The sequence below is a fragment of the Testudinibacter aquarius genome (genome assembly GCF_004342725.1).
Taxonomy (GTDB): Bacteria; Pseudomonadota; Gammaproteobacteria; order Enterobacterales; family Pasteurellaceae; genus Chelonobacter; species Chelonobacter aquarius.
On sequence record NZ_SMCP01000004.1, the window covers coordinates 36942 to 59461 of the forward strand.

Below are 22520 nucleotides of genomic sequence, written 5' to 3' on the forward strand. Positions count from 1 at the left end.
CGTCATCGTATAACTAAAAATAAAGCCCCAAAATAGTAACCCACAGTTACTATTTTATCGGCAAAAATATCAGACCTGAGACAGAATGGCTTCTGGTTTTACACAAAAGATCACTGCTGCTAATAGATTAAAAAAGCCAAAGCCAGATTACAAAAATAAATATAAGCGTCAATTTGATATCTTGTATTTCAAGAAAGACAAAAAAACCGCACTTTTTGCAAAGTGCGGTTTGGTTGAAAAGTTTATCTTAAATTAGATTATATTGCTAATCGTGCTTTCAATATAAATCAAGGTCGTAGTATCTGAACCGTACTGCCAAGCTGCATAGGTATGCCCATCTTCAGTTAACGTATTACCAGTTGCTGCCCATTTAGTACTGTCAATTAGAGTTTCCCCCAAAGAAGAGAAAGCTGCTGCATACCCTAAGTTAACTGTATCATCTGATCCACCTTGGATTTTGATAATTTCTTCAGCGCCTGAATTACGAACATTATCAGCATTAACATACAATGTATTTGCACCACTGCCGTTAATATCAATGATCTCAGCACCTTTAACATTTTCAGTTAGGCGGAATGAATTACCAGAGCCTGATAGGGTTACCGTATCTATACCGGTTCCCATATCAATCTTAGCACCTGAAGTTATCACTCCTGCTGTTAGAGTATCATCATTTGCCCCTGTCGATATTACTGCCTTATCTCCGATCGTTTTCGCAACAGTAATATTATCAACTCCCGCACCTCCATAAATGTAAGTTATACCAACAGCAGCACTATCACCAACACCACCATTAATCGTAAGATTATTCTTATCAGTACTCAGATCAATATTATTGTCATTTCCCAAACTCAAAGAATTATCTCCAGAATAAGTTGACTGATAACCGTTTGGCATTGCATTACCACTACCCAAATCAATCACATTATAAAAAGAAGTATCACCACCAATAATAATAGTATCAGAACCACTACCAGTATAAATGGAACCAAATTGTATATTGCCATCAATAGTAATTGTATCATCACCCGATTCAGCAAAAATAGTTGCTGAATCATCGCCACCAGTAAAGCCTACCATACTTCCACCAATTTCAATGATATCGTTACCTTCACCAGCATAAACTCGAGCTAACTGATTGAGTGTTCCCAACATCTTCAGGTGATCATCACCTTTCGCTAGATCTATTGTAGTCCACGAAACATTACCATCGGTAATCGTACCGTTGCCAGCAGCAGCATAAGCATTGGAAATATTACCATAGCCATCTTTTTCACCATCTTGTGTATAACCAAGATAAATAATATCGTCGTAATCGGTTGTTACGATTCCTCCTTCAGCTTGAGTGGCTTGCTCTGCATTACTATTATCAGCACCAATTGATAAATTGTTTTCATCACCTGTAACAATTGGACCGACCAATAAACTGTAATCACCTGTAAGCGTAATCATAGCTACTGGATTGCTGTTAATAATTAAACCATCTGTACTAACAGCTGTCACATCATAAAATTGGTTTGTACCTGTATTATTAGCAGTATCAGCCGTTACCGTGGTGTCATTAACAGAGGTGATGGTTGCAACTACCGTTTCTTGCCCTTCTTGCTTGCCTCGTACAGTTAAGTTAGCTTCCAAAATTGGATCTAATGTAAAGCTGGCTGTTGTTTCACCCGCTTTAATAATAACCGTAACTTGAGAGCCGGATACCGTACCACCGGCAAGAATATAATCAGCTGCCGTTGCCTGACCACTCAAATCAATAGTAACTTTAGTATCCTCAGTTGCTGGCTGTGAAGCAGTCACAGTGAAAGTCATCACGGATCCTTCCGAAGAGTCATCTTCGCGCTGCTCCGGATTTGCTACTGAAATCGACAAAGTTGTTAACGAAGTATCGTTAATTGTGGTTGCTGCCGATTTACCACCTAAATCCATACTCAATGTTTCATTGCCTTCAGTCAGCTGATCTTCAGTAATCGGATAGCTGATGGTAAAGTTGGTTACTCCTACCGGAATTACCAGTTTACCAGTACTGTCCACGGTCACGCCGTTGCTGAATATAGCCGTACCATAATCTGCAACTGCTGTTGCCGTACCACCCAAGACAGGTGCATCAATAGTACCGCCTTGATGACCTTCAGCCAAACTAACCGTAAATACTGCATTACTACCTTCATCTACAGAATTTGGAACTGACAAAGAAGTCACCTCTAAGCTTGGTGTAGTATCTTTGATATTCTCTGTAGCATCCGTCGCATCAGCCGGTGCATTACCTGCCGCATCCGTAGCGCTGCTGCTGGCGGTTGCCGTAATTGCACCGTCTTTCAAGCTGCTGGCATCAACCGTAGTTTCGTATTTGCCGTCGGTCACAGTTGCTGTCACCGTCACGGTGTTGCCATCGGCATCCGTCAAGGTGATTTTCACTTCGCTGCCGTTTGGCAAATCGCTGGTTCCGCTTACCGGTACCGCACTTGCATTGGTTGCGTTGATGGTATCAGCCACATCTACTGTCAAAGTCGGTACTACGGTGTCAACCACCACATTTGCCTTGGCTTCAGTTGCCGGGTTGCCCGCTTTGTCGCTGACATTGGCGGTCACTGCTTGGTCACCTTGTGCCAAGGCTGCAACATCCGCCGCCGGTACAGTCGCTGTCCAAGTACCGTCGTTTTCTACCACTGCAGTATATTCTTTACCGTTCAGGGTCACAGTTACTGTTTGTCCCGCTTCAGCCGTGGTCGTACCGCTGATTGCAATCTCACCTTTTGCTTCTGCCGCATTGATGTAACCCTCAGAAATCGGATCAATGCTCAGGGTTGGTGCGCTGCTATCTTTGCTATTCGCCGTTGTATCTGTCGCATCAGCCGGGGCATTACCTGCCGCATCCGTAGCTGTGCTGCTGGCGGTTGCCGTAATTGCTCCATCTTTCAAGCCGCTGGCGTCAACCGTAGTTTCGTATTTGCCATCTGTCACCGTCGCTGTCACCGTCACGGTGTTGCCATCGGCATCCGTCAAGGTGATTTTCACTTCGCTGCCGTTTGGCAAATCGCTGGTTCCGCTTACCGGTACCGCACTTACGTTATCTGCGTTAATGGCATCAGCCACATCTACCGTCAAAGTCGGTACTACGGTGTCAACAACTACATTCGCAGTGCCTTCCGTTGCCGGGTTGCCTGCTTTATCGCTGACATTTGCAGTAACTGCTTGGTCACCTTGCGCTAATGCCGCAACATCCGCTGCCGGTACAGTCGCTGTCCAAGTACCGTCATTTCCTACGACTGCGGTATATTCTTTACCGTTCAGGGTCACGGTTACTGTTTGTCCCGCTTCGGCAGTAGTGGTACCACTGATAGCCAGATCTGCATTTGTTTCCGCAGCATTAATAAAGCCGTCAGAAATCGGGTTGATGCTGATTGTTGGTGTAGCAATATCAACGGTAGCCTCTTTGCTGGCTTGCGCTGATTCGTTGCCGGCAGCATCTTGAACAGAGGCAGTCACTGTGATTTTTTCACCGTCAGTGACAGGCACTTCCTTGGTGTAACCGTTAGCAAGGATCTCAGCCGTAACCGGAACTTCGGTTGCGACATCATTGATGGTGACAATTAAGGTATCACCCACTGCTGTGCCGGTAGGGACTGCAATGTTAACCGTTGTCTTACCATCACCACCCACTTCAGTCGAATTCAACAAACCATCGCTGTTGGTGTCTTCTACGAAGGTAATCACCGGTGCTTCATCACCTTTGCCGTCACCATCAGTATCTTCACCGCCAGGAATTTGAGTATCAACAGAGATATCACGTGTAGCCGTAGTTGTGGTGCCTTTCACCGTAGCCGTCAGCGTTTCAGCGCCTTCGCCCATGGCTTTCACTTGATCGGCTGTCAATGGTACTGACCATTTGCCATCTTCACCCGTTGTTACTGTGCCTAATACATTACCAGCTTCATCAGTCAAGACAATTTCTTGTCCCGGAAGTGCGGTTCCGGTTACCGTGACACCTGCTTTGGCTTCAGTCGCGTTGATCACATCATCACCAGCTACAGTATCAATGGTGATCAGAGAATCTTCACCCGCTGTACCCGTTTCTGGAGTAGACGAATTACCTGCTGTATCGCTGGCAGTCGCGGTCACGGTGCTGCCGTCTTTGACCGCATCTTGAGCAATCGTCACGACACCTGTCGCCGGATCAACAGTGACACCGGTCGGTGCTGTGCCGTCAATCGCCCAAGTACCGTCAGCGTTTTTCACCACTTTCACTGTTTGCGGTTGATCTTGTTCATCGGTAAAGTTAATCGTTACCGATTTGGTGTCTGCATCCGCTGGCGGAGTGATGGTTACACTGCCGTCGGTGGTGCTTGGGGTCACGGTCGGTGCAGCCGGTGCTGTGGTATCGACTGTAAAGTCGGCTACATCACCGGTGCCGGAAGTATTGCCTGCCGGATCTTTGATCTCTGCCGTGACTTTATAGTCACCATCTGTGCCGATTTGATCTTTCGGGATGGTCACGTCAGCTTTGCCGCTATCGATCTCATCTTGTGTTACGGTATGTGTCACCGTCGAGGTTGTGCCGTCCGGATTGGTGACGATTAATACCACAGTATCGCCCGCTTCGGTGCCTTTCGGAATCGTCACTTCGGTTTGTACACCATTTTCCAACTCGTCTTTATTCACGCCATCAGTGGCTTCCGGAATGGTTACGGTTGGTTTACTGTCGACTACGCCGTCACCGTCAGTATCGCCCGGGATAGTTTTATCTACTTCAAAGGTTGCCGGTGCACTTGGCAAGCTGCTGTTGCCTGCCGCATCTTTGATATCCGCCACCACACTGTAGTTGCCGTCAGTCGGCACTTGCTCCTTCGGAATCGTCACTTCAGCTGAACCAGCAGTGACTTCGGCCTCGGTCACGGTGTGAGTAACGGTTGAAGTACTGCCATCCGGATTGGTCACGCTCAGAGTCACAGTATCACCCGCTTGTGTACCGGTCGGCAATGTAACGTTGGTTTGTACGCCGTCTTCCAGCTCTTTAGCATTCACGCCATCAGCCGCTTCCGGAATGGTCACCACCGGTGCGCTATCCGCTGTACCGTCACCATCGGTGTCGCCAGGGACTTTCAGATCGGCAGTTGATGTGTCTGTTCCTTCAGTCGAAGTATTGCCGGCAGCATCTTTCACCACGGCTTTCACTTCATTCACTTGTCCGTCAACCGGTGTGACTTTAACGGTTACACCGTTAGCAATGTCGTCTGCTGTCAGAGTAACAGTTTGGGTGCTGCCGTCCGGGTTGGTCACGGTCAATACATCACCGGCTTGATAGCCGCTGTCAGCAGGGAATGTAATCGTGACATTCGCAGTACCGTCTTCATTTAGATCTTTCGGGTTGATGAAGCCATCATCACCGTCTTGAATAGCGACTTTCGGCGCCCCTGCGTCATCTGCCACGCCATCGCCGTCGCTGTCGCCAGGCACGACTGTATCTACAGTGATATTACGGGTTGTTGCTGTTTCAGTGTCTTTCACCGTAGCCGTCAGCGTTTCAGCACCTTCGCCCATGGCTTTCACTTGATCGGCTGTCAACGGAATAGACCATTTACCTTGAGCATCAGTCGTTGCTGTGCCTAATTCATTACCGGCTTCATCAGTCAAGACAATTTCTTGTCCCGGAAGTGCGGTTCCGGTTACCGTCACACCCGCTTTAGCTTCAGTAGCGTTGATCACATCATCGCCAGCCACAGTATCAATGGTGATCGGAGAATCTTTACCCGCCGGCCCCTCTCCCGGAGTCGACGGATTGCCGGCGGTATCGCTAGCAGTCGCGGTCACGGTGCTACCGTCTTCGACTGCGTCTTGTGGTATGGTAATTGTGCCACTGGTCGGATCAATTGTTACACCTTCCGGTAAACTGCTTTGATCTGTCGGTTCAGTGATACTCCAATTGCCGTCATCACCTTTTGTCGCAGTCACTGTATGTGTGTTACCGTCTTCATCTTCAAAGGTCACTGTCACTGATTTAGTGTCTGCATCCGCTGGCGGAGTGATGGTTACACTGCCGTCGGTAGTGCTTGGGGTCACGGTCGGTGCAGCCGGTGCTGTGGTATCGACTGTAAAGTCGGCTACATCACCGGTGCCGGAAGTATTGCCTGCCGGATCTTTGATCTCTGCCGTGACTTTGTAATCACCATCTTGACCGATTTGATCTTTCGGGATGGTAACTTCAGCTTTGCCGCTATCGATCTCATCTTGTGTTACGGTATGTGTCACCGTCGAGGTTGTGCCGTCCGGATTGGTGACGGTTAATACCACGGTATCGCCCGCTTCGGTGCCTTTCGGAATCGTCACTTCAGTTTGTACACCATTTTCCAACTCGTCTTTATTCACGCCATCAGTGGCTTCTGGAATGGTTACGGTTGGTTTACTGTCGACTACGCCGTCACCGTCAGTATCGCCCGGGATAGTTTTATCTACTTCAAAGGTTGCCGGTGCACTTGGCAAGCTGCTGTTGCCTGCCGCATCTTTGATGTCCGCCACCACGCTGTAGTTGCCGTCAGTCGGCACTTGCTCCTTCGGAATAGTCACTTCAGCTGAACCAGCAGTGACTTCTGCCTCGGTCACGGTGTGAGTAACGGTTGAAGTACTGCCATCCGGATTGGTCACGCTCAGAGTCACGGTATCACCCGCTTGTGTACCGGTCGGCAACGTGACGTTGGTTTGTACGCCGTCTTCCAGCTCTTTAGCATTCACGCCATCGGTTGCTTCCGGAATGGTCACCACCGGTGCGCTATCCGCTGTACCGTCACCATCGGTGTCGCCAGGGACTTTCAAATCGGCAGTTGATGTGTCTGTTCCTTCAGTCGATGTATTGCCGGCAGCATCTTTCACCACGGCTTTCACTTCATTCACTTGTCCGTCAACCGGTGTCACTTTAACGGTTACGCCGTTAGCAATATCATCTGCTGTCAGGGTAACAGTTTGAGTGCTGCCGTCCGGGTTGGTCACGGTCAATACATCACCGGCTTGATAGCCGCTGTCAGCAGGGAATGTAATCGTGACATTCGCAGTACCGTCTTCATTTAGATCTTTCGGGTTGATGAAGCCATCATCACCGTCTTGAATAGCGACTTTCGGTGCCCCTGCGTCATCTGCCACGCCATCACCGTCGCTGTCGCCCGGTACTGTTGCATCAACTTTAAAATCAGTTGCTGTACTGGTTGGCGATTTGCTGCCATCAGAATATGTAACGTCAGCAACTACTTTGTAGTCGCCATCTTCGCTGATTTGATCTTTAGGAATCGTCACTTCAGCAGAACCTGAGGTTACTTCGTCTTCAGTAACAGTGTGGGTCACGGTTGACGTGCTACCGTCCGGATTAGTGACGGTTAAGGTCACAGTATCACCGGCTTTTGTGTCTTCTGGCAAAGCTACATTGGTTTGAACGCCATCTTCTAATTCTTTTGCGTTTACACCGCCATCTGCATTTTCAGGAATAGTAACAACTGGCGCCCCTGGCGTCGCTACTGTGCCAGTATCTTCGCTAGAGCTGTTTCCAGCCGGATCTTTAGCAACCGCAGTTACTGTAGAGCCATCTGCAACTTCATCAGCCGGAATCGTCGCTTTGTCACCATCAACAACCACATTCGGATCATTAGAAGTCCAAGTACCGTCTTCACCTTTAGTGATTACGGCTGTTGTTGGCTGATCGCTACCTTCTGGTGTATAAGTGATTTCTACCGTATCGCCCACTTCAGCATCTGTCGGTAAAGTAACTTCGACAGAACCATCACTCGGTGTATTTACTTCTGGCGCACTTGGTGCAGTCGTGTCAACAGTGACTGGTGTTTCAGTGCCTTTACCGGAACTATTACCAGCCGGATCAGTAATCTCTGCAACAACGTTATAATCACCGTCTGTCGGGAATTGTTCTTTAGGAATCGTGATCTCAGCTTTACCTGCATCAATCTCTTCTTGAGTTACAGTATGAGTTACTGTTGAGGTATTACCGTCTTTATCAGTCACTGTTAACGTAACTGTATCACCTGCTTCTGTCCCTTTAGGTAAGCTGACTTCGGTTTGAACACCATCAGATAATTCATCTTTGCTGACACCATTTGTGGCTTCTGGAATAGTAATCGTAGGCGTCGTATCTGCTGTACCGTCGCCATCAGTATCACCAGGAACTGTCGCATCGACATCAAATTTGACTGGCTCACTCGATAAGCCGGTATTGCCCGCAGCATCTTTAATATCTGCAACTACACTGTATTCGCCGTCCGTTGGAATTTGTGCTTTAGGAATAGTAACTTCAGCTGAACCTGCAGTCACTTCATCTTCAGTTACGGTGTGAGTGACAGTTGAAGTGCTACCGTCCGGGTTAGTAACAGTCAACGTCACGGTATCACCCGCTTGAGTACCTTCCGGCAAGGTGACATTGGCTTGTATACCGTCTTTCAAATCTTCTGCGTTAACGCTGCCATCATTATTTTCAGGGATTGTCACTGTCGGTGCTTGATCAGCTTTGCCATCACCATCGGTGTCACCCGGCACAACAGTATCAACGGCAAAATCAACCGCATCGCTAACTGCCTGATGGTCACCTTGTTTGACATCCGCTTTTACGGAATAGTCACCATTGGTGTCAACTGCATCTTTAGCAATGACCAGATCAACTTTACCGGCTTTGGCTTCTTCTGCTGTTACAGTGTGTGTTACAGTGCTGTTTTCCGCACCACTGATAGTTAATGTTACTACCGCACCTTCGGATGTTCCCTGAGGTAAGGTGACCGTTGCTTGAACACCATCTGAAATTTCATCGGCATTAATAAATTTATCTGCTGCTTCTGGGATAGATAATACAGGGTTGCCAATCAATGCATTTGGCTTAGCAGTCTCTGTAACAGGATCGCTGCTATTTCCAGCATTATCAGTTGCAACTGCGGTAACATCAGAACCGTCTTTAACCGCACTTGGTGGTAATGTAATCACGCCAGTATCCGGATTGACCGTTACACCGTCTGGTAATTCACCCTTCGGCGTCCATTTGCCGTCGTCGCCTTTTTCAACCGTCACGGTTTGAGTGTTGCCGTCTTCATCAACATAGGTGATTTCAGTTTTAGTTGCGTCGTCTGCCGGTGTCACGGTGACTGAACCGTCGTCTTTAGCATCGATTACCGGTGGGTTTGGCGCATCAGTATCTACTGAAGTTGCGGTGGTTGCGTCGCTGGTATTACCCGCTTTGTCGCTGTTGCTGGCTGTTACATCGCTGCCGCCTTTGATGGCATCATCAGGGATAGTGACTACACCGGTGTCCGGATTTACCGTTACACCGTCTGGTAATTCACTCTTCGGCGTCCATTTGCCGTCGTCGCCTTTTTCAACCGTCACGGTTTGAGTGTTGCCGTCTTCATCAATATAAGTGATTTCGGTTTTAGTTGCGTCGTCTGCCGGGGTCACGGTGACTGAACCGTCGTCTTTAGCATCGATTACCGGTGGGTTTGGCGCATCAGTATCTACTGAAGTTGCGGTGGTTGCGTCGCTGGTATTACCCGCTTTGTCGCTGTTGCTGGCTGTTACATCGCTGCCGCCTTTGATGGCTTCATCAGGGATCGTGACTACGCCAGTGTCTGGATTGACCGTTACGCCGTCTGGTAATTCACCCTTTGGCGTCCATTTGCCGTCATCGCCTTTTTGAATTTCAACTGTTTGATTTTTGCCATTTTCATCAGTATAAGTCACTGTTGCATTGGATGCATCAGCAGCCGGTGTTACGGTTACTGAACCATCTGCTTTAGCATCGATCACTGGAGCATCCGGAGCGGTGGTGTCGGTTGCGCTACCACCTTTACCGCCGCCACCGGCAGCAATTGCAACGGCTGCCAATGGAATCAATGCCAATAACCACCATGGGCTAAACACCCACAAGCCACTGATTTCATCACCACCCAATGCTTGCGGTGCAGCCATTTGTTCAGCCAGCATGCTGACAGCGTCAGAAGTTTGTCCTGACTCAGGAACGTAGGCGTAAATATTACCGTTTTCATGCTGTCCTATAAGTAGGTTGGTGGTCGCTGCCGGATCATCATTATCATAATAATCTTCAATAATGACATCCGGAACGGTATCGCCGTTTTCTAATAAAATTTGTAGATCATTGCCGACACGTTTGGCAATAATATTTTGAGGTCCTAAACCGGTTAGATTATCAACCAATTGATAATTCACTTCATCTTGCGCTTTAATGGTTAACGTTTCACCATTAGCGATGGTGTAGCTTGCAATTTCAGTTTTAGCATTTAAGACTTTTAAAGTTGCTGACATGTTTTATATCCTAATTTCAAAAAAATTTACACTATTGGGTAAGGCGAAACTTATCCAATATTGATTTGTTTACAAAATAATTACGCTACCAGTAACGGAATCGAATAATTTCCGTCCTGCTGATATTCGGTTCGTTTATCTATGATTACTCTTGACCATAAACAACGATTTCTACACGACGATTAGGAAGATTACATTCGTTCCGTTCCGCCTTATTTCGCGATTCTGCTGCACAACTATCAACGATCAGCTCTTTTTCGCCGTATCCAATTGCGACAATCGGCAAATCTACACCTTCTTGTTTCAAGGCATCGCTGACTGCTGTTGCACGTTTTTCAGATAATGTTTGATTGTAAGTTTCGGCACCTACCGGATCGGTGTAACCATTAACCACAATTTTACTTATTGCTTTCTGATTTAACGCTTTGATTTCAGAAATAAATGCTTGAATATCTTGTTTGCCCGCAACAGACAAATCGTTGTAATTATGCTTATTCAAAGGAAAAGCAATATTTGAGTTGATTGAAGTTGAGATCAAAGCATAACCATTGGTTTCACAATCCAACTGTTTAACACGCGACAAGGTTTGAGTCTGCATTTTTACGGCTTTCAACTCGTTGATTGCCACTTCCGGTTTGACAAATTCAAATACCGGAACAGAATTTTTAACTTGTTTTACTTTGATATAGGTAATTTGTTTGCTTGGGGAGATAAATTTGATTCCATGAGTGCGGTTGCCCCCCTTAGTATTGGTACTTAAAGAGGATGTGAGCAAATTTTGATTGGCACATAATGCTACTGCACTAAAGCCATTATCCAATAACGAGGCTTGGTAATCACCATTAATGTAAATATTGACAGCCGGACCATCAATGTTCGCTTCACGATAAAAAACCACCAAACCTTGATTTGATTGTATGTCTTTACTGCTAATCCCTTGCTCAGAATAGTTGTCCCAATGTTCAAGAGGACCTGTATTAGCAGACTGAGGTAAGGAACATGCATTTAACGTAAATAATGCGATGCCGATCGCAAGGTATTGCTTCATCAAAAACTCCTTTTTGATTGAGTTAAAATAGGTTGGTATTAAAAATATAACGATTTGTAAATTTACAGTTAACAACAGTAATTTATGGTTGCATTTTATAACATACTGTTTACTGACATACAAGTTATAATTTTACTATTATCAATCAAACAGGAATTTAAAAAAACCTTACATATTAAATAGATAAGGGAATAAACAAGAAAAAAAGTAATTAATTGATTAAATTGATAGGCATTACAATAGTATTTTATTGACTGTATATAATTTATAAATACTGTAAAGAGGGTAATCTCTGCATGAAAATTATCACGCAGAGAAACTATTTCAGAGGGGGGTTATTTGTGCACTACAAAACGACTGTTTTATTATCATAAACAAAAATACGATCATTAAGCGCTAAATCAAGTGCTCGGGTTAACACACTTTTTTCAACATCACGCCCGGCACGCATCATGGCTTTAGCATCGTAGGTGTGGTCAACATTAATCACATTTTGCATAATAATCGGGCCTTGATCCAACTCGTCATTAATAAAATGTGCGGTTGCTCCAATGATTTTTACGCCACGTTCATAGGCTTGCTGATAGGGCTTTGCCCCAATAAAAGCGGGTAAAAACGAATGGTGGATATTAATCACTCGATTAGGATAGCGTTGAACAAACTTCGGGTTCAACACGCGCATATACTTAGCTAAAATGATCAGATCCGGTTGGTATTGATCAATTTTTTCAGCCAAGCGTTGATCATGCTCTTCCCGAGTTAGATTTTCATGGCTGACATGATGAAACGGAATATCAAAACGTTCGACCAATTCACGCAGAGCATCGTGGTTTCCAATTACTGCGGCAATTTCAACATCTAAACCACCATAATAATTTTTCATCAGAATATCACCTAAACAGTGGGCTTCTTTCGTAACTAAAATAACAATTCGCTTGGTTTTGCGGGTAATGATGTTATATTTTGCCCCCTGCGGCAAAGCTAGACTTAATTCAGTGTTCAGCATTTCATCATTAAAAATCCCTTCCAATTCGGTACGCATAAAAAAGCGTTTACAGCCATTATCAACGAATTCACTATTATGGGTAATATTCAACTGGTGTTTGTAACAAATATTAGCAATTTTCGCCATTAAGCCTTTATCGTCGGAACATTCGGTTAATAATATTTTATTTTCAATCATATGCTTTTCTTCATATAGAAAAAAATAAACCCTTTAAGGGTTTATTTTTAATAAGTTACTTATAATAAGATTAATTGTTAAATTTCAAAATCTGATAACGCTTTACCACTGTCTAATGCAGCTTGAATAGCTTTAGGTGTTCTGCCTTGACCCGTCCAAGTTTTTTGTTCACCTTTTTCATCGGTATAACGGTATTTTGCCGGACGTTGGCTACGCTTTTTACGCACAGCTGCCGGAACCCCATCCAATAAAAGTGCAGCTAACTCTTCTTTGCTCAATCCACTGTTTTCGATTTGAGCTTTAACTGAAGCTAACTTCTGCATACGCTCTTCTTCTTGTTTTTTCCATGCGGAGAGCTCTTGTTTTTTCTCTTCAATTACACTCGAAAATTTGGCAGCAATATCCTCTAAATGTTCTAAAGAAAGATCTTTTGCCAATACTCTCAAGCTGCGTAGGTTAGATAATTTTTTAATCAATTCACTCATAATCAATCCTATAATTTAAAGTTTAACAACACTGTTTTATATTTAATAATAAATATAAAACAAAATAAAAAAATTATCAATTTATTCTTTTATCATTATAAAAATAAACGTATATACTAGATTCAATCAAGCCCCACAACAACCTCTACCTGTTATCAATGTGCCGTCACAATGTACCGTCAAATTTTCTTAATAATCAAAAAATTATCACATAAATTAGCCTACAAAACACTAAAAATCGTTACATATAAAGTGCCGTTTAGTGTCATGATACACTGGTTAGCTCAGCAAAAATGCCATATGATTTTCGACAAAACAGTAGCAATACCGCACTTTCACAGTTGAAATTTGCTGATATAGCTTGGTTTTTCTTAATACTTATTGTAGTCTTTCGCTGTTTCTCTTCCCTACCCAGTCTTTGGCATTTGCAGAGAGAAACTTTTAGGCTCTGTTTATCTTTTATTAGTAACAACACCCTGCTACCTCTCAACGATTGAGAGAGATAAATAGCCTCAGATCAGTTGTAATTACTTTTATTTATGGAATTCTTATGGATTTTGTTGATTTTTCCACTTCAGTTTGGTCAATTATTCCGCCTTTATTGGCGCTTTCTTTAGCGATCATCACTCGCAGAGTATTGTTGTCGCTGAGTGCCGGAATTATTGTCGGTGCTTTGATGTTAAATGGCGGCAATTTACTGGACGCCGCACACTACACATTTTCCAGCGTCTCTTCTCTCGTGTATAGTGACGGTGCGCTGAACGCAGATTATACTAATATCATTATATTTTTGATTCTATTAGGGATTTTAACTTCATTACTGACTATTTCCGGCAGTAACCAGGCTTTTGTTAACTGGGCACAAAAACATATCAAACAAAAACGTGGCGCAAAATTGCTGACCGTGTTTTTAGGTGTTTTTATTTTTATCGATGACTACTTTAATAGTTTGGCTGTTGGTGCTATTGCCCGCCCTGTCACCGACAAATATAAAATTTCTCGTGCCAAGTTAGCCTATTTATTGGATTCTACCGCTGCGCCAATGTGTGTGATCATGCCGATTTCCAGTTGGGGGGCTTATATCATTACCCTGATAGGTGGCTTGTTAGCAACCCATGCCATCACCGAATATTCGCCGATCGGCGCATTTATTGCGATGATTGGCATGAATTTTTATGCAATCTTCGCCTTAGTGTTGGTTTTTATCGTCGCCATTTTTTCCTTTGATATCGGCCCGATGGCACACTTCGAACGCAATGCCGAAAACGCCGAAGCCATTTCGGATGATATTTCAAACGGTAAACAGGGGCGGGTGATGGATTTGATTCTACCGATTTTCGTTTTGATTATCGGTACAATCAGTATGATGATCTACACCGGTGCACAAAGTCTGACCGCAGACGGACAACCGTTTTCTATCTTAGGTGCGTTTGAAAATACCGTTGTCGGCACGTCGTTGGTTGTCGGCGGTCTCGCCGCGTTAATCACAGCAACACTCTGTGCATTAAGCTCCAAACAAATTTCGCTGAAAGAGTATGTTAGCGCTTACGCTTTGGGAATCAAGTCAATGTTCGGTGCTATCTTGGTGCTGTTTTTTGCTTGGACCATCAATACTATTGTCAGCGATATGCACACCGGTAAATATCTGTCCGGCTTAGTCAGTGGTTCGATTGCGATCGGTTTTCTGCCTGTGATGCTCTTTATTCTGTCTGCAGTGATGGCATTTTCAACCGGCACCAGCTGGGGAACCTTTGGCATCATGCTACCGATTGCTGCGTCTATTGCCGTCAATGCGGATCCGGCACTATTGCTGCCTTGTCTCTCTGCGGTGATGGCTGGTGCGGTGTGCGGTGATCACTGTTCGCCGATTTCAGATACCACTATTTTGTCTTCCACCGGCGCAAGCTGTAACCATATTGACCATGTTACCACGCAGCTGCCATATGCGATGTTGGTTGCCACCTCTTCTGCGGTCGGTTATTTAGTCGTCGGTTTTACTCAGTCTGGCTGGCTAGGCTTTTTGGCGACAGGCATTGTTATGATTGGATTAATTTTATTGTTTAAGAAAAGACCAACAAAGACATAAACCGCACTTTTTTAACATAAGCAGATAATTTTTTAGATTTTATAAAATGCGATACATTATCGCATTTTTTTTATTTTCAATTGCTTTTATTTTATAAAATATCGAAATTTTAATTTATATAGAATTTAAATCTTTTAAATTGCCCAAATACACCTTGAATCCCAATAAAAAAGAGTAGACAACCGAAATCAGTTGGCGTAAAAATAACAGCATATTTAATGAATATGGCTAACTTACCTCAGGGGGCGTAATGAAAAAATTATCGGGTGCTGAAATTATCGTACAGGCTATCCAAGATCAAGGTGTCAAATTCGTCTTTGGTTATCCCGGCGGCTCTGTTTTAGATATTTATGATGCGATTCAAACCCATGGCGGCATTGAACATATTTTAGTGCGTCACGAACAAGCAGCAGTACATATGGCGGACGGCTATGCCCGCGCCACCGGAGAAGTCGGTTGCGTCTTGGTCACCTCCGGTCCCGGTGCTACGAATGCAATTACCGGTATCGCCACCGCTTATATGGACTCCGTTCCGTTGGTGGTTTTTTCCGGTCAAGTTCGTAGTGCTTTAATCGGCAGCGATGCATTCCAAGAGTGCGATATGGTTGGTATTTCTCGTCCGGTGGTCAAACACAGCTTTTTGGTCAAACGAGTAGAAGATTTAGCCGAAACTATCAAAAAAGCCTTCTATTTAGCCGCAAGCGGGCGTCCAGGTCCTGTAGTGATCGATCTGCCGAAAGACATTGTCAATCCGGTAAATAAAATTCCTTATGTTTATCCGAAAAATATCAATCTACGTTCCTACAATCCCAATATTCACGGGCATAAAGGACAGATCAAACGCGCACTAAAAGCAGTACTCGTTGCACAAAAACCGGTTATGTTTGTCGGTGGCGGAATTATCAATGCCAATTGTGCCGAACAAACCACCGAATTTGCTAGAAAATTGAATTTGCCGGTGGTCAGCTCCTTGATGGGCTTGGGCGCATTTCCGGGAACTGATAAGCAGTCTCTTGGTATGCTGGGCATGCACGGCACCTTTGAAGCCAATAATGCCATGCACGAAAGTGATTTGATCCTTGCCATCGGGGTGCGCTTCGACGACCGCACTACTAATAATTTAGAAAAATATTGTCCGCATGCCAAAGTGATCCATATTGATATTGATCCAACGTCTATTGCGAAGAACGTCAACACCTATATTCCGATTGTCGGCAGTGCCGATTTGGTCTTAAATGAATTTTTATCATTATTAAGCGACGAAGCCAGCCTAAAATCACAAGCTTCATTAGCGGAGTGGTGGCGGCAAATAGAGCAATGGCGCGCTCGCCAATGTTTGAATTATGAACACAGCAGCAACGTGATCAAACCACAGCAAGCGGTAGAAACCATTTATAAAATAACTCACGGGCAAGCCTATATTGCTTCCGATGTCGGTCAACATCAGATGTTTGCCGCACTTTATTATCCATTTGATAAACCACGCCATTGGATCAATTCCGGTGGTCTTGGTACGATGGGATTCGGCTTGCCGGCGGCAATGGGCGTGAAATTGGCATATCCCGATGCCTGTGTGGTTTGCATCACCGGCGATGGTAGCATTCAAATGAATATTCAAGAGCTGTCCACTGCTCAACAATACAATATTCCGGTGGTGATCATCAGTTTGAACAACCGTTTCTTAGGCATGGTGAAACAGTGGCAGGATATTATTTATGCCGGGCGCCATTCCCAATCCTACATGAATTCACTGCCGGATTTTGTCAAATTGGCGGAGGCTTACGGTCATGTTGGTATTCAAATCAACACCCCGGATGAGTTGGAGTCGAAATTGCAACACGCCTTTTCCATTAAAGACAAGCTGGTGTTCGTTGATATTCTGGTCGATGAAACCGAACACGTTTACCCGATGCAAATCGCAGGTGGCGCCATGAACGAGATGATTTTGAGTAAAACGGAGAGAACATAATGCGTAGAATTATTTCAGTCTTATTAGAAAATGAATCCGGCGCATTATCGCGCGTTATCGGTCTATTTTCACAACGAGCGTTCAATATTGAAAGTCTGACCGTTGCTCCGACAGACGACCCGACCTTGTCACGCATGACAATCGAAGCCTTTGGCGAAGAGAAAGTGCTGGAGCAAATCGAGAAACAATTACATAAACTGGTCGATGTATTCAAAGTGATCAGCCTCAGTGATTGTGAGCATGTTGAGCGCGAAATTATGCTGCTCAAAGTGCGGGCACAAGGCAATTCTCGCGACGAGGTCAAACGTTTATCCGATATTTATCGCGGGCAAATTATTGATGTAACACCAAAAAGCTACACCATCCAGCTCGCCGGCACGAAAGATAAACTGAATGCGTTTATCGCATCGGTCAAACAAGAAACCGAGGTGATTGAAGTCGTTCGCTCTGGGTTGATCAGCCTATCGCGTGGCGAAAAAAACTGTTTGTAATTTAATCCCAAACCGCACTTTGTTTACAAAGGCAAAGTGCGGTATCTTTTTCAATCAATAAAAACAATATTTTACGATCCTCATCACAATCTTTTTTCCCAATCTAAACAGGATAGGTAATATCCCTTATTCTTATACTGGATTTTATAGCGGAGAAAATATGAAAACTCGTTACCATTATTTTAAAAATACCAATTGGTATCTATTGAAAAGACCAATAAAAAAGGAAACATCTGATTCATGGGCAAGGAATTTGGAAGATCTAGCCAAGGTTGCACTATTGGCTATGCCTGTTGTACTATATGGACAATATAGTTGGTGGTTTAAGGGAATTAACCTTATATTGTTAGCTTTCGCTGCATATGGGATTTTATTATGCAGTAAAGAGCTAAGAAAATATCAAGACAACCTTTCACAGGAGGAAATATAATGGAAACAACAATTGTTTTGCTTATTCTTCTAGCCATGGTTATCGGTATGCTTTTTGCTATCAAGAGTGCGGTGAAAGATGCGATCAAACATGACGAAAAGCGATAGAAAATAAAGGCTGCCAAACGGTAGCCTTTAAACGTTAAAACTGTTTGTAATCATTTGCCTGCTGTAACAATTGGCGACTCTCTTTCATAAAGACTTCGGAATAGTTGCCGAACCAGTCGCTGACCTGTTTAAAAGCTTGGGTAAATCCGGCGCGGTCATTCTGTTCAAAAAAACATAACGCTTCTTCATAACTCTGTTTTAAAGACTCAATCACCGCTAAATTTTCCGGTTTGTCCAAAATAATATCCGCATACAGCTCGCCGTCTTGCGCAAACAAGCGCCCAATCATCGCCAATTCCAAACGGTAAATCGGAGAGGACAGAGCTAATAATTTTGATAATTCAACCGGCTGGCGCGATAAGTGCAATCCATTGGCAAAAGTCGCAAAATGGCGTAAGGCTTGAATATAGGTCATATTTTTATCATGCTCGGCAGGATCAATCGCATAAACGGTTGCGCCCCAAAGCTGCATTTGCTGCAAAATCCATTGATAACGTTCAGGGTAGCGCCCGTCACAACGCACAATCAGTTGTTTGGCGAAACTGGCGATATCCGGGCCGAACATCGGGTGTAAGCCCAATACCGCTCCTTGATGCACTTGCAGCATTTTTTCAACCGGTTGGCGTTTCACGGAAGTGAAATCCAGCAGTAGCATATTTTCACGCAAGTGCGGTTGCAGGCGCTCGATGGTTTCTAAAGTGTTGCGAATCGGTACGGTCACGATCACCACGTCGGCATCATACAAAATCTGATCGGCACGTTGCCAATCGGTTCGACCTAAATTTTCAACCTGATAGCCTGATAGTTGAAAATAACGCCCGAACAACCCGCCGAGCTTGCCCTTTCCACCAACAATCACGATCTTTTTAATTGCCGGATTGACGGTTTTAAAGCCGTTTTTATGCTCGTTTTGGTAAGATTCACGCATAATCCGACGCAGCAGATCTTCGATTAAATCGGGCGAAATTCCCATTTTTTCTGCTTCTTGGCGACGTGCCGCCAACATCTCCGCTTCCCGTTCCGGTGCATACACCGGCAAGCCGTGTTGGTGTTTCACTTGTCCTACTTCCGCCACTAGGCTCAGGCGTTTTTCCAGTAAGCCTAATAATTCCCGATCAACTTTGTCAATTTCATCGCGTAAAGGTTGCAAAGGTTGCATTCTGCAATCTCCATTAAGGTCTGTTCAATAATTGTTGATGAATTTTACGCAATAATTGCTCGGTTGTCTGCCAATCAATGCAGGCATCGGTGATCGAAACACCATATTGCAATTGTTTTTTCGGCTGTTCGGAATTTTGATTACCGGCAAACAGATTGCTTTCCAGCATTAAACCGGTGATTGAACGGTTGCCGTCCAAAATTTGTTGCACCGCATCTTCCGCCACCAGTGGCTGACGGCGATAATCCTTATTCGAATTGCCGTGGCTGCAATCGATCATAATCGACTGTTCTAAACCGGCTTTTGCCAGTTCCTGTTCGCATTGTTGTACAAACTCGGCTTGATAATTCGGCGCTTTGCCGCCGCGCAAAATCACGTGCCCGTCTTTGTTACCGGCGGTTTGCAGCAAACTGACCTGCCCTTGTTGGTTAATGCCGATAAAACGGTGTCCCAGCGAAGCGGCTTTCAACGCATTAATCGCCGTCGCCAAACTGCCGTCGGTGCCGTTTTTAAACCCGACTGACATCGACAAACCTGACGCCATTTCTCGATGGGTTTGCGATTCGGTGGTGCGTGCGCCGATTGCCGACCAACTGAACAGCTCCGCCATATATTGTGGCGAAATTGGATCAAGCGCTTCCGTTGCCAGCGGCAAGCCCAATTCAGCCAAATCAATCAACAATTTTCTTGCCAACTGTAAACCATTCTCTACATCAAAGCTGCCGTCCAAGTGCGGATCGTTAATCAACCCCTTCCAACCGACTGTGGTACGCGGTTTTTCAAAATAGACACGCATCACCACATAAATCGTATCCTTCACTTCATCAGCCAAAACTTTTAATTTGTGCGCATATTCCAATGCCGAGATTGGATCATGAATCGAACAGGGCCCGATCACCAGCAGTAACCGGTTGTCTTTTTTATGAATAATATTGGCAATCTCACCGCGAGATTGTTCGATTTGTTGGCTAAGTGCGGTACTGAGCGGAAGCTTTTCTTTTAGCTCTTGTGGTGTTAGCAATACTTTTTCATCATAAATATTGACATTGTGGATTGCATTTTTGTTGGCTACAGCATTCATAAAAGTCCTTGTCTTAATTTTAAGTGTAAATATTTTATTACACGCATTGTATCAATATCATTACAATAATCTATCTTTAGAAAAATTTCAAGCCGGATTTAATGTTAAGCTTACCGCACTTACCTAAGTGCTATCTGACTGCGTAGTTACTAGGGTCTGTTGATCTTTGTTTATAATTTGAGCTATAGACTATTTTTCGCCCCTCTTTTTGCAAATAAATAAGGCAAAAGTTGTGAAGTTTAGTCATTCTAAACGAACGACTTTTAACGCCGCTGTAGTACGAAAAGTAATGCGAAAAACAGTCTATAGCTCAAATTATAAACAAAGATCAACAGACCCTAACTATTTAGAAATTATTTATTACGAAGTATTATCCGAAGGATCCAGAACAAAAATCATCACGCATTTTGAAAATAGTCATTTTTTCGGTGGTTTTAGCGCGTTTTCTTTCAAAAAAGGGACTAAAAAGATCTTCATTACTTCACAAACCCAACCCATTACCATTTTCTTCAAAAAGAAACAAAATCAATTTTTAATTGTCGCTTTCCAGTTCGATAAGACGGATTATTTAACCTTTACCAAGAAAAGCCACTTCAAGACACTGGAAGACATGTTAAAAATCGATGATACAGAAAAACAAATCCGTTTTTGAAGAAAATCTGCCATCTTCTGAAGATGGCAGGCCTTAAAATAGCGTTAAACCCTAAACCTCCAAATACGCCATAATTCCTTGTGCAGCTTGGCGCCCTTCGGCGATAGCGGTCACGACCAGATCAGAACCGCGAGTGATATCACCGCCGGCAAAAATTTTCGGATTAGCGGTTTGCTGTTCAAATTCGCCTTTGGCTTCGATGCGTCCACGGCTGTCTGTGGTGACACCGACAGCACTTAGCCACGGCATGGCGTGCGGGGCAAAGCCGAAAGCGACGATAACTGCGTCGCACACCATCAATTCTTCGCTGCCTGCCACGATTTGCGGGCGACGACGACCATTGACATCCGGTTCACCCAGCTCAGTGCGCACGATGTTAATCCCGACAACCTTGCCTTGTGCGTCTGTTTCAATCGAAACCGGTTGTGCATTAAAATAGAAATCCGCACCTTCTTCTTTGGCGTTCTGCACTTCACGGCGGCTGCCCGGCATATTGGCTTGGTCACGCCGATAGACACAGGTCACTTGTGCTGCCTGTTGGCGTAACGAAGTGCGCACGCAGTCCATGGCGGTGTCGCCACCACCCAGCACCACCACTTTTTTGTCTGCCATCGAGACAAAATCGTCACACGCCAAGCCCATCACATTTTTAGTATTGGCAATCAGGAACGGCAATGCGGAATAGACCCCGTCGGCATTTTCATTGGGGATTTCCGCCTGCATGCTTTGGTAAGTACCGACGCCTAAAAACACCGCATCATACTCTGCCGCCAGCTGTTCTAAACTGATCTCTTTGCCGATTTCAACCCCGAGTTTAAATTCAATTCCCATGTCGCTGAAAATTTGGCGGCGGCGGATCATCACCTCTTTTTCCAATTTGAACGACGGAATTCCGAAAGTGAGCAAGCCGCCGATTTCCGGCTCCCGCTCATAGACGGTGACTGCAACGCCGTTTTTAATCAACTGTTCAGCACAGCCTAAGCCAGCAGGTCCTGAACCCACCACTGCGACTTTTTTCCCCGTATGCGGTACGTCTTTCACCGTCGGACGCCAGCCCAGCTCAAAGGCTTTTTCGGTCAGGTATTTTTCTACACTGCCAATGGTGACGGCACCGAATTCAGCATTCAAGGTACACGAACCCTCGCACAGCCGATCTTGCGGGCAAACCCGCCCACAAATTTCCGGCAGGGTGTTGGTTTCATGTGCCAATTCCGCCGCTTCGATAATCCGATTTTCATATACCAGTTTTAGCCAGTTCGGAATATTATTGTGCAACGGACATTTGTGTTGGCAATACGGATTACCGCACTCCAAGCAGCGATCCGCTTGCGATGCCGCTTGCGGTTGCTCATATACCTGATAAATTTCGATAAATTTTGTTTTGCGATCCTGCAACGCTTTTTTCGGCGGATCGATGCGCGGCAAATCGATGAATTGATAAATATTTCCCTGCTGACTCATATTCTGTTTCCTATTTTGTCACTCACGCTGTTATCGTTGAGAGCCAAAGTGCGGTCGGCTAACCGC

Annotated in this window: 13 protein-coding genes; 6 read left to right on the top strand and 7 right to left on the bottom strand. The window is 44.7% G+C overall.

Annotated elements, in window-relative coordinates; genetic code table 11:
* The first annotated feature begins 85 nt into the window (after positions 1 to 85).
* Complete coding sequence (locus EDC16_RS12675) at positions 86 to 256, top strand: hypothetical protein (protein ID WP_157330513.1); 171 nt, start codon at positions 86 to 88, stop codon at positions 254 to 256.
* On the opposite strand, the gene EDC16_RS05040 is transcribed toward EDC16_RS12675, so the two are convergent.
* From EDC16_RS05040 to EDC16_RS05055, 4 genes are all read right to left on the bottom strand, one after another.
* On the bottom strand, positions 253 to 10302 hold the full coding sequence (locus tag EDC16_RS05040) for a beta strand repeat-containing protein (protein WP_132966061.1): 10050 nt from the start codon (positions 10300 to 10302) through the stop codon (positions 253 to 255). The genes EDC16_RS12675 and EDC16_RS05040 overlap by 4 nt on opposite strands.
* A 145-nt stretch (positions 10303 to 10447) precedes the next feature.
* Positions 10448 to 11350: an OmpA family protein gene (locus tag EDC16_RS05045; RefSeq protein WP_132966063.1), complete on the bottom strand. Its 903-nt coding sequence runs from the start codon at positions 11348 to 11350 to the stop codon at positions 10448 to 10450.
* A 346-nt stretch (positions 11351 to 11696) separates the two neighbouring features.
* Positions 11697 to 12533, bottom strand: coding sequence for a formyltetrahydrofolate deformylase (gene purU / locus EDC16_RS05050; protein ID WP_132966065.1), 837 nt, complete (start codon positions 12531 to 12533; stop codon positions 11697 to 11699).
* A 77-nt stretch (positions 12534 to 12610) separates the two neighbouring features.
* Entirely contained in the window at positions 12611 to 13018 is a 408-nt protein-coding gene (locus tag EDC16_RS05055; protein WP_132966067.1) for an H-NS family histone-like protein, read from the bottom strand.
* 550 nt (positions 13019 to 13568) lie between these two features.
* Between EDC16_RS05055 and EDC16_RS05060 the strand changes: the two genes are divergently transcribed.
* The 4 genes from EDC16_RS05060 (at position 13569) to EDC16_RS05075 (ending at position 17994) form a co-directional block, all read left to right on the top strand.
* The gene (locus tag EDC16_RS05060; protein ID WP_132966069.1) at positions 13569 to 15104 is read left to right on the top strand and encodes a Na+/H+ antiporter NhaC family protein; all 1536 of its coding nucleotides are present in this window, start codon (positions 13569 to 13571) and stop codon (positions 15102 to 15104) included.
* 250 nt (positions 15105 to 15354) lie between these two features.
* Positions 15355 to 17073, top strand: a complete 1719-nt coding sequence (locus EDC16_RS05065) for an acetolactate synthase 3 large subunit (protein ID WP_132966071.1) — start codon at positions 15355 to 15357, stop codon at positions 17071 to 17073.
* Entirely contained in the window at positions 17073 to 17564 is a 492-nt protein-coding gene (gene ilvN / locus EDC16_RS05070; protein ID WP_132966073.1) for an acetolactate synthase small subunit, read from the top strand. Before EDC16_RS05065 ends, ilvN begins: the two co-directional genes overlap by 1 nt.
* A gap of 160 nt (positions 17565 to 17724) precedes the next feature.
* A complete protein-coding gene (locus EDC16_RS05075; protein ID WP_132966075.1) occupies positions 17725 to 17994 on the top strand; it encodes a hypothetical protein in 270 nt (89 codons plus the stop codon).
* Between the two features lie 141 nt (positions 17995 to 18135).
* Here EDC16_RS05075 and tyrA read toward each other — a convergent pair whose 3' ends face one another.
* Positions 18136 to 19260 carry a bifunctional chorismate mutase/prephenate dehydrogenase gene (gene tyrA / locus EDC16_RS05080; protein ID WP_132966077.1) on the bottom strand — a complete coding sequence of 375 codons (1125 nt, stop codon included), beginning with the start codon at positions 19258 to 19260 and terminating at the stop codon, positions 18136 to 18138.
* Positions 19261 to 19273: 13 nt separating this feature from the next.
* Positions 19274 to 20341 (bottom strand): 3-deoxy-7-phosphoheptulonate synthase, encoded by a 1068-nt coding sequence (locus EDC16_RS05085; protein ID WP_132966079.1) that lies wholly within the window; start codon positions 20339 to 20341, stop codon positions 19274 to 19276.
* A gap of 232 nt (positions 20342 to 20573) precedes the next feature.
* Between EDC16_RS05085 and EDC16_RS05090 the strand changes: the two genes are divergently transcribed.
* Positions 20574 to 20993: a hypothetical protein gene (locus EDC16_RS05090; RefSeq protein WP_208857776.1), complete on the top strand. Its 420-nt coding sequence runs from the start codon at positions 20574 to 20576 to the stop codon at positions 20991 to 20993.
* A 51-nt stretch (positions 20994 to 21044) separates the two neighbouring features.
* On the opposite strand, the gene EDC16_RS05095 is transcribed toward EDC16_RS05090, so the two are convergent.
* Positions 21045 to 22454 (bottom strand): FAD-dependent oxidoreductase, encoded by a 1410-nt coding sequence (locus EDC16_RS05095; RefSeq protein WP_132966083.1) that lies wholly within the window; start codon positions 22452 to 22454, stop codon positions 21045 to 21047.
* Between the last annotated feature and the right edge of the window lie 66 nt (positions 22455 to 22520).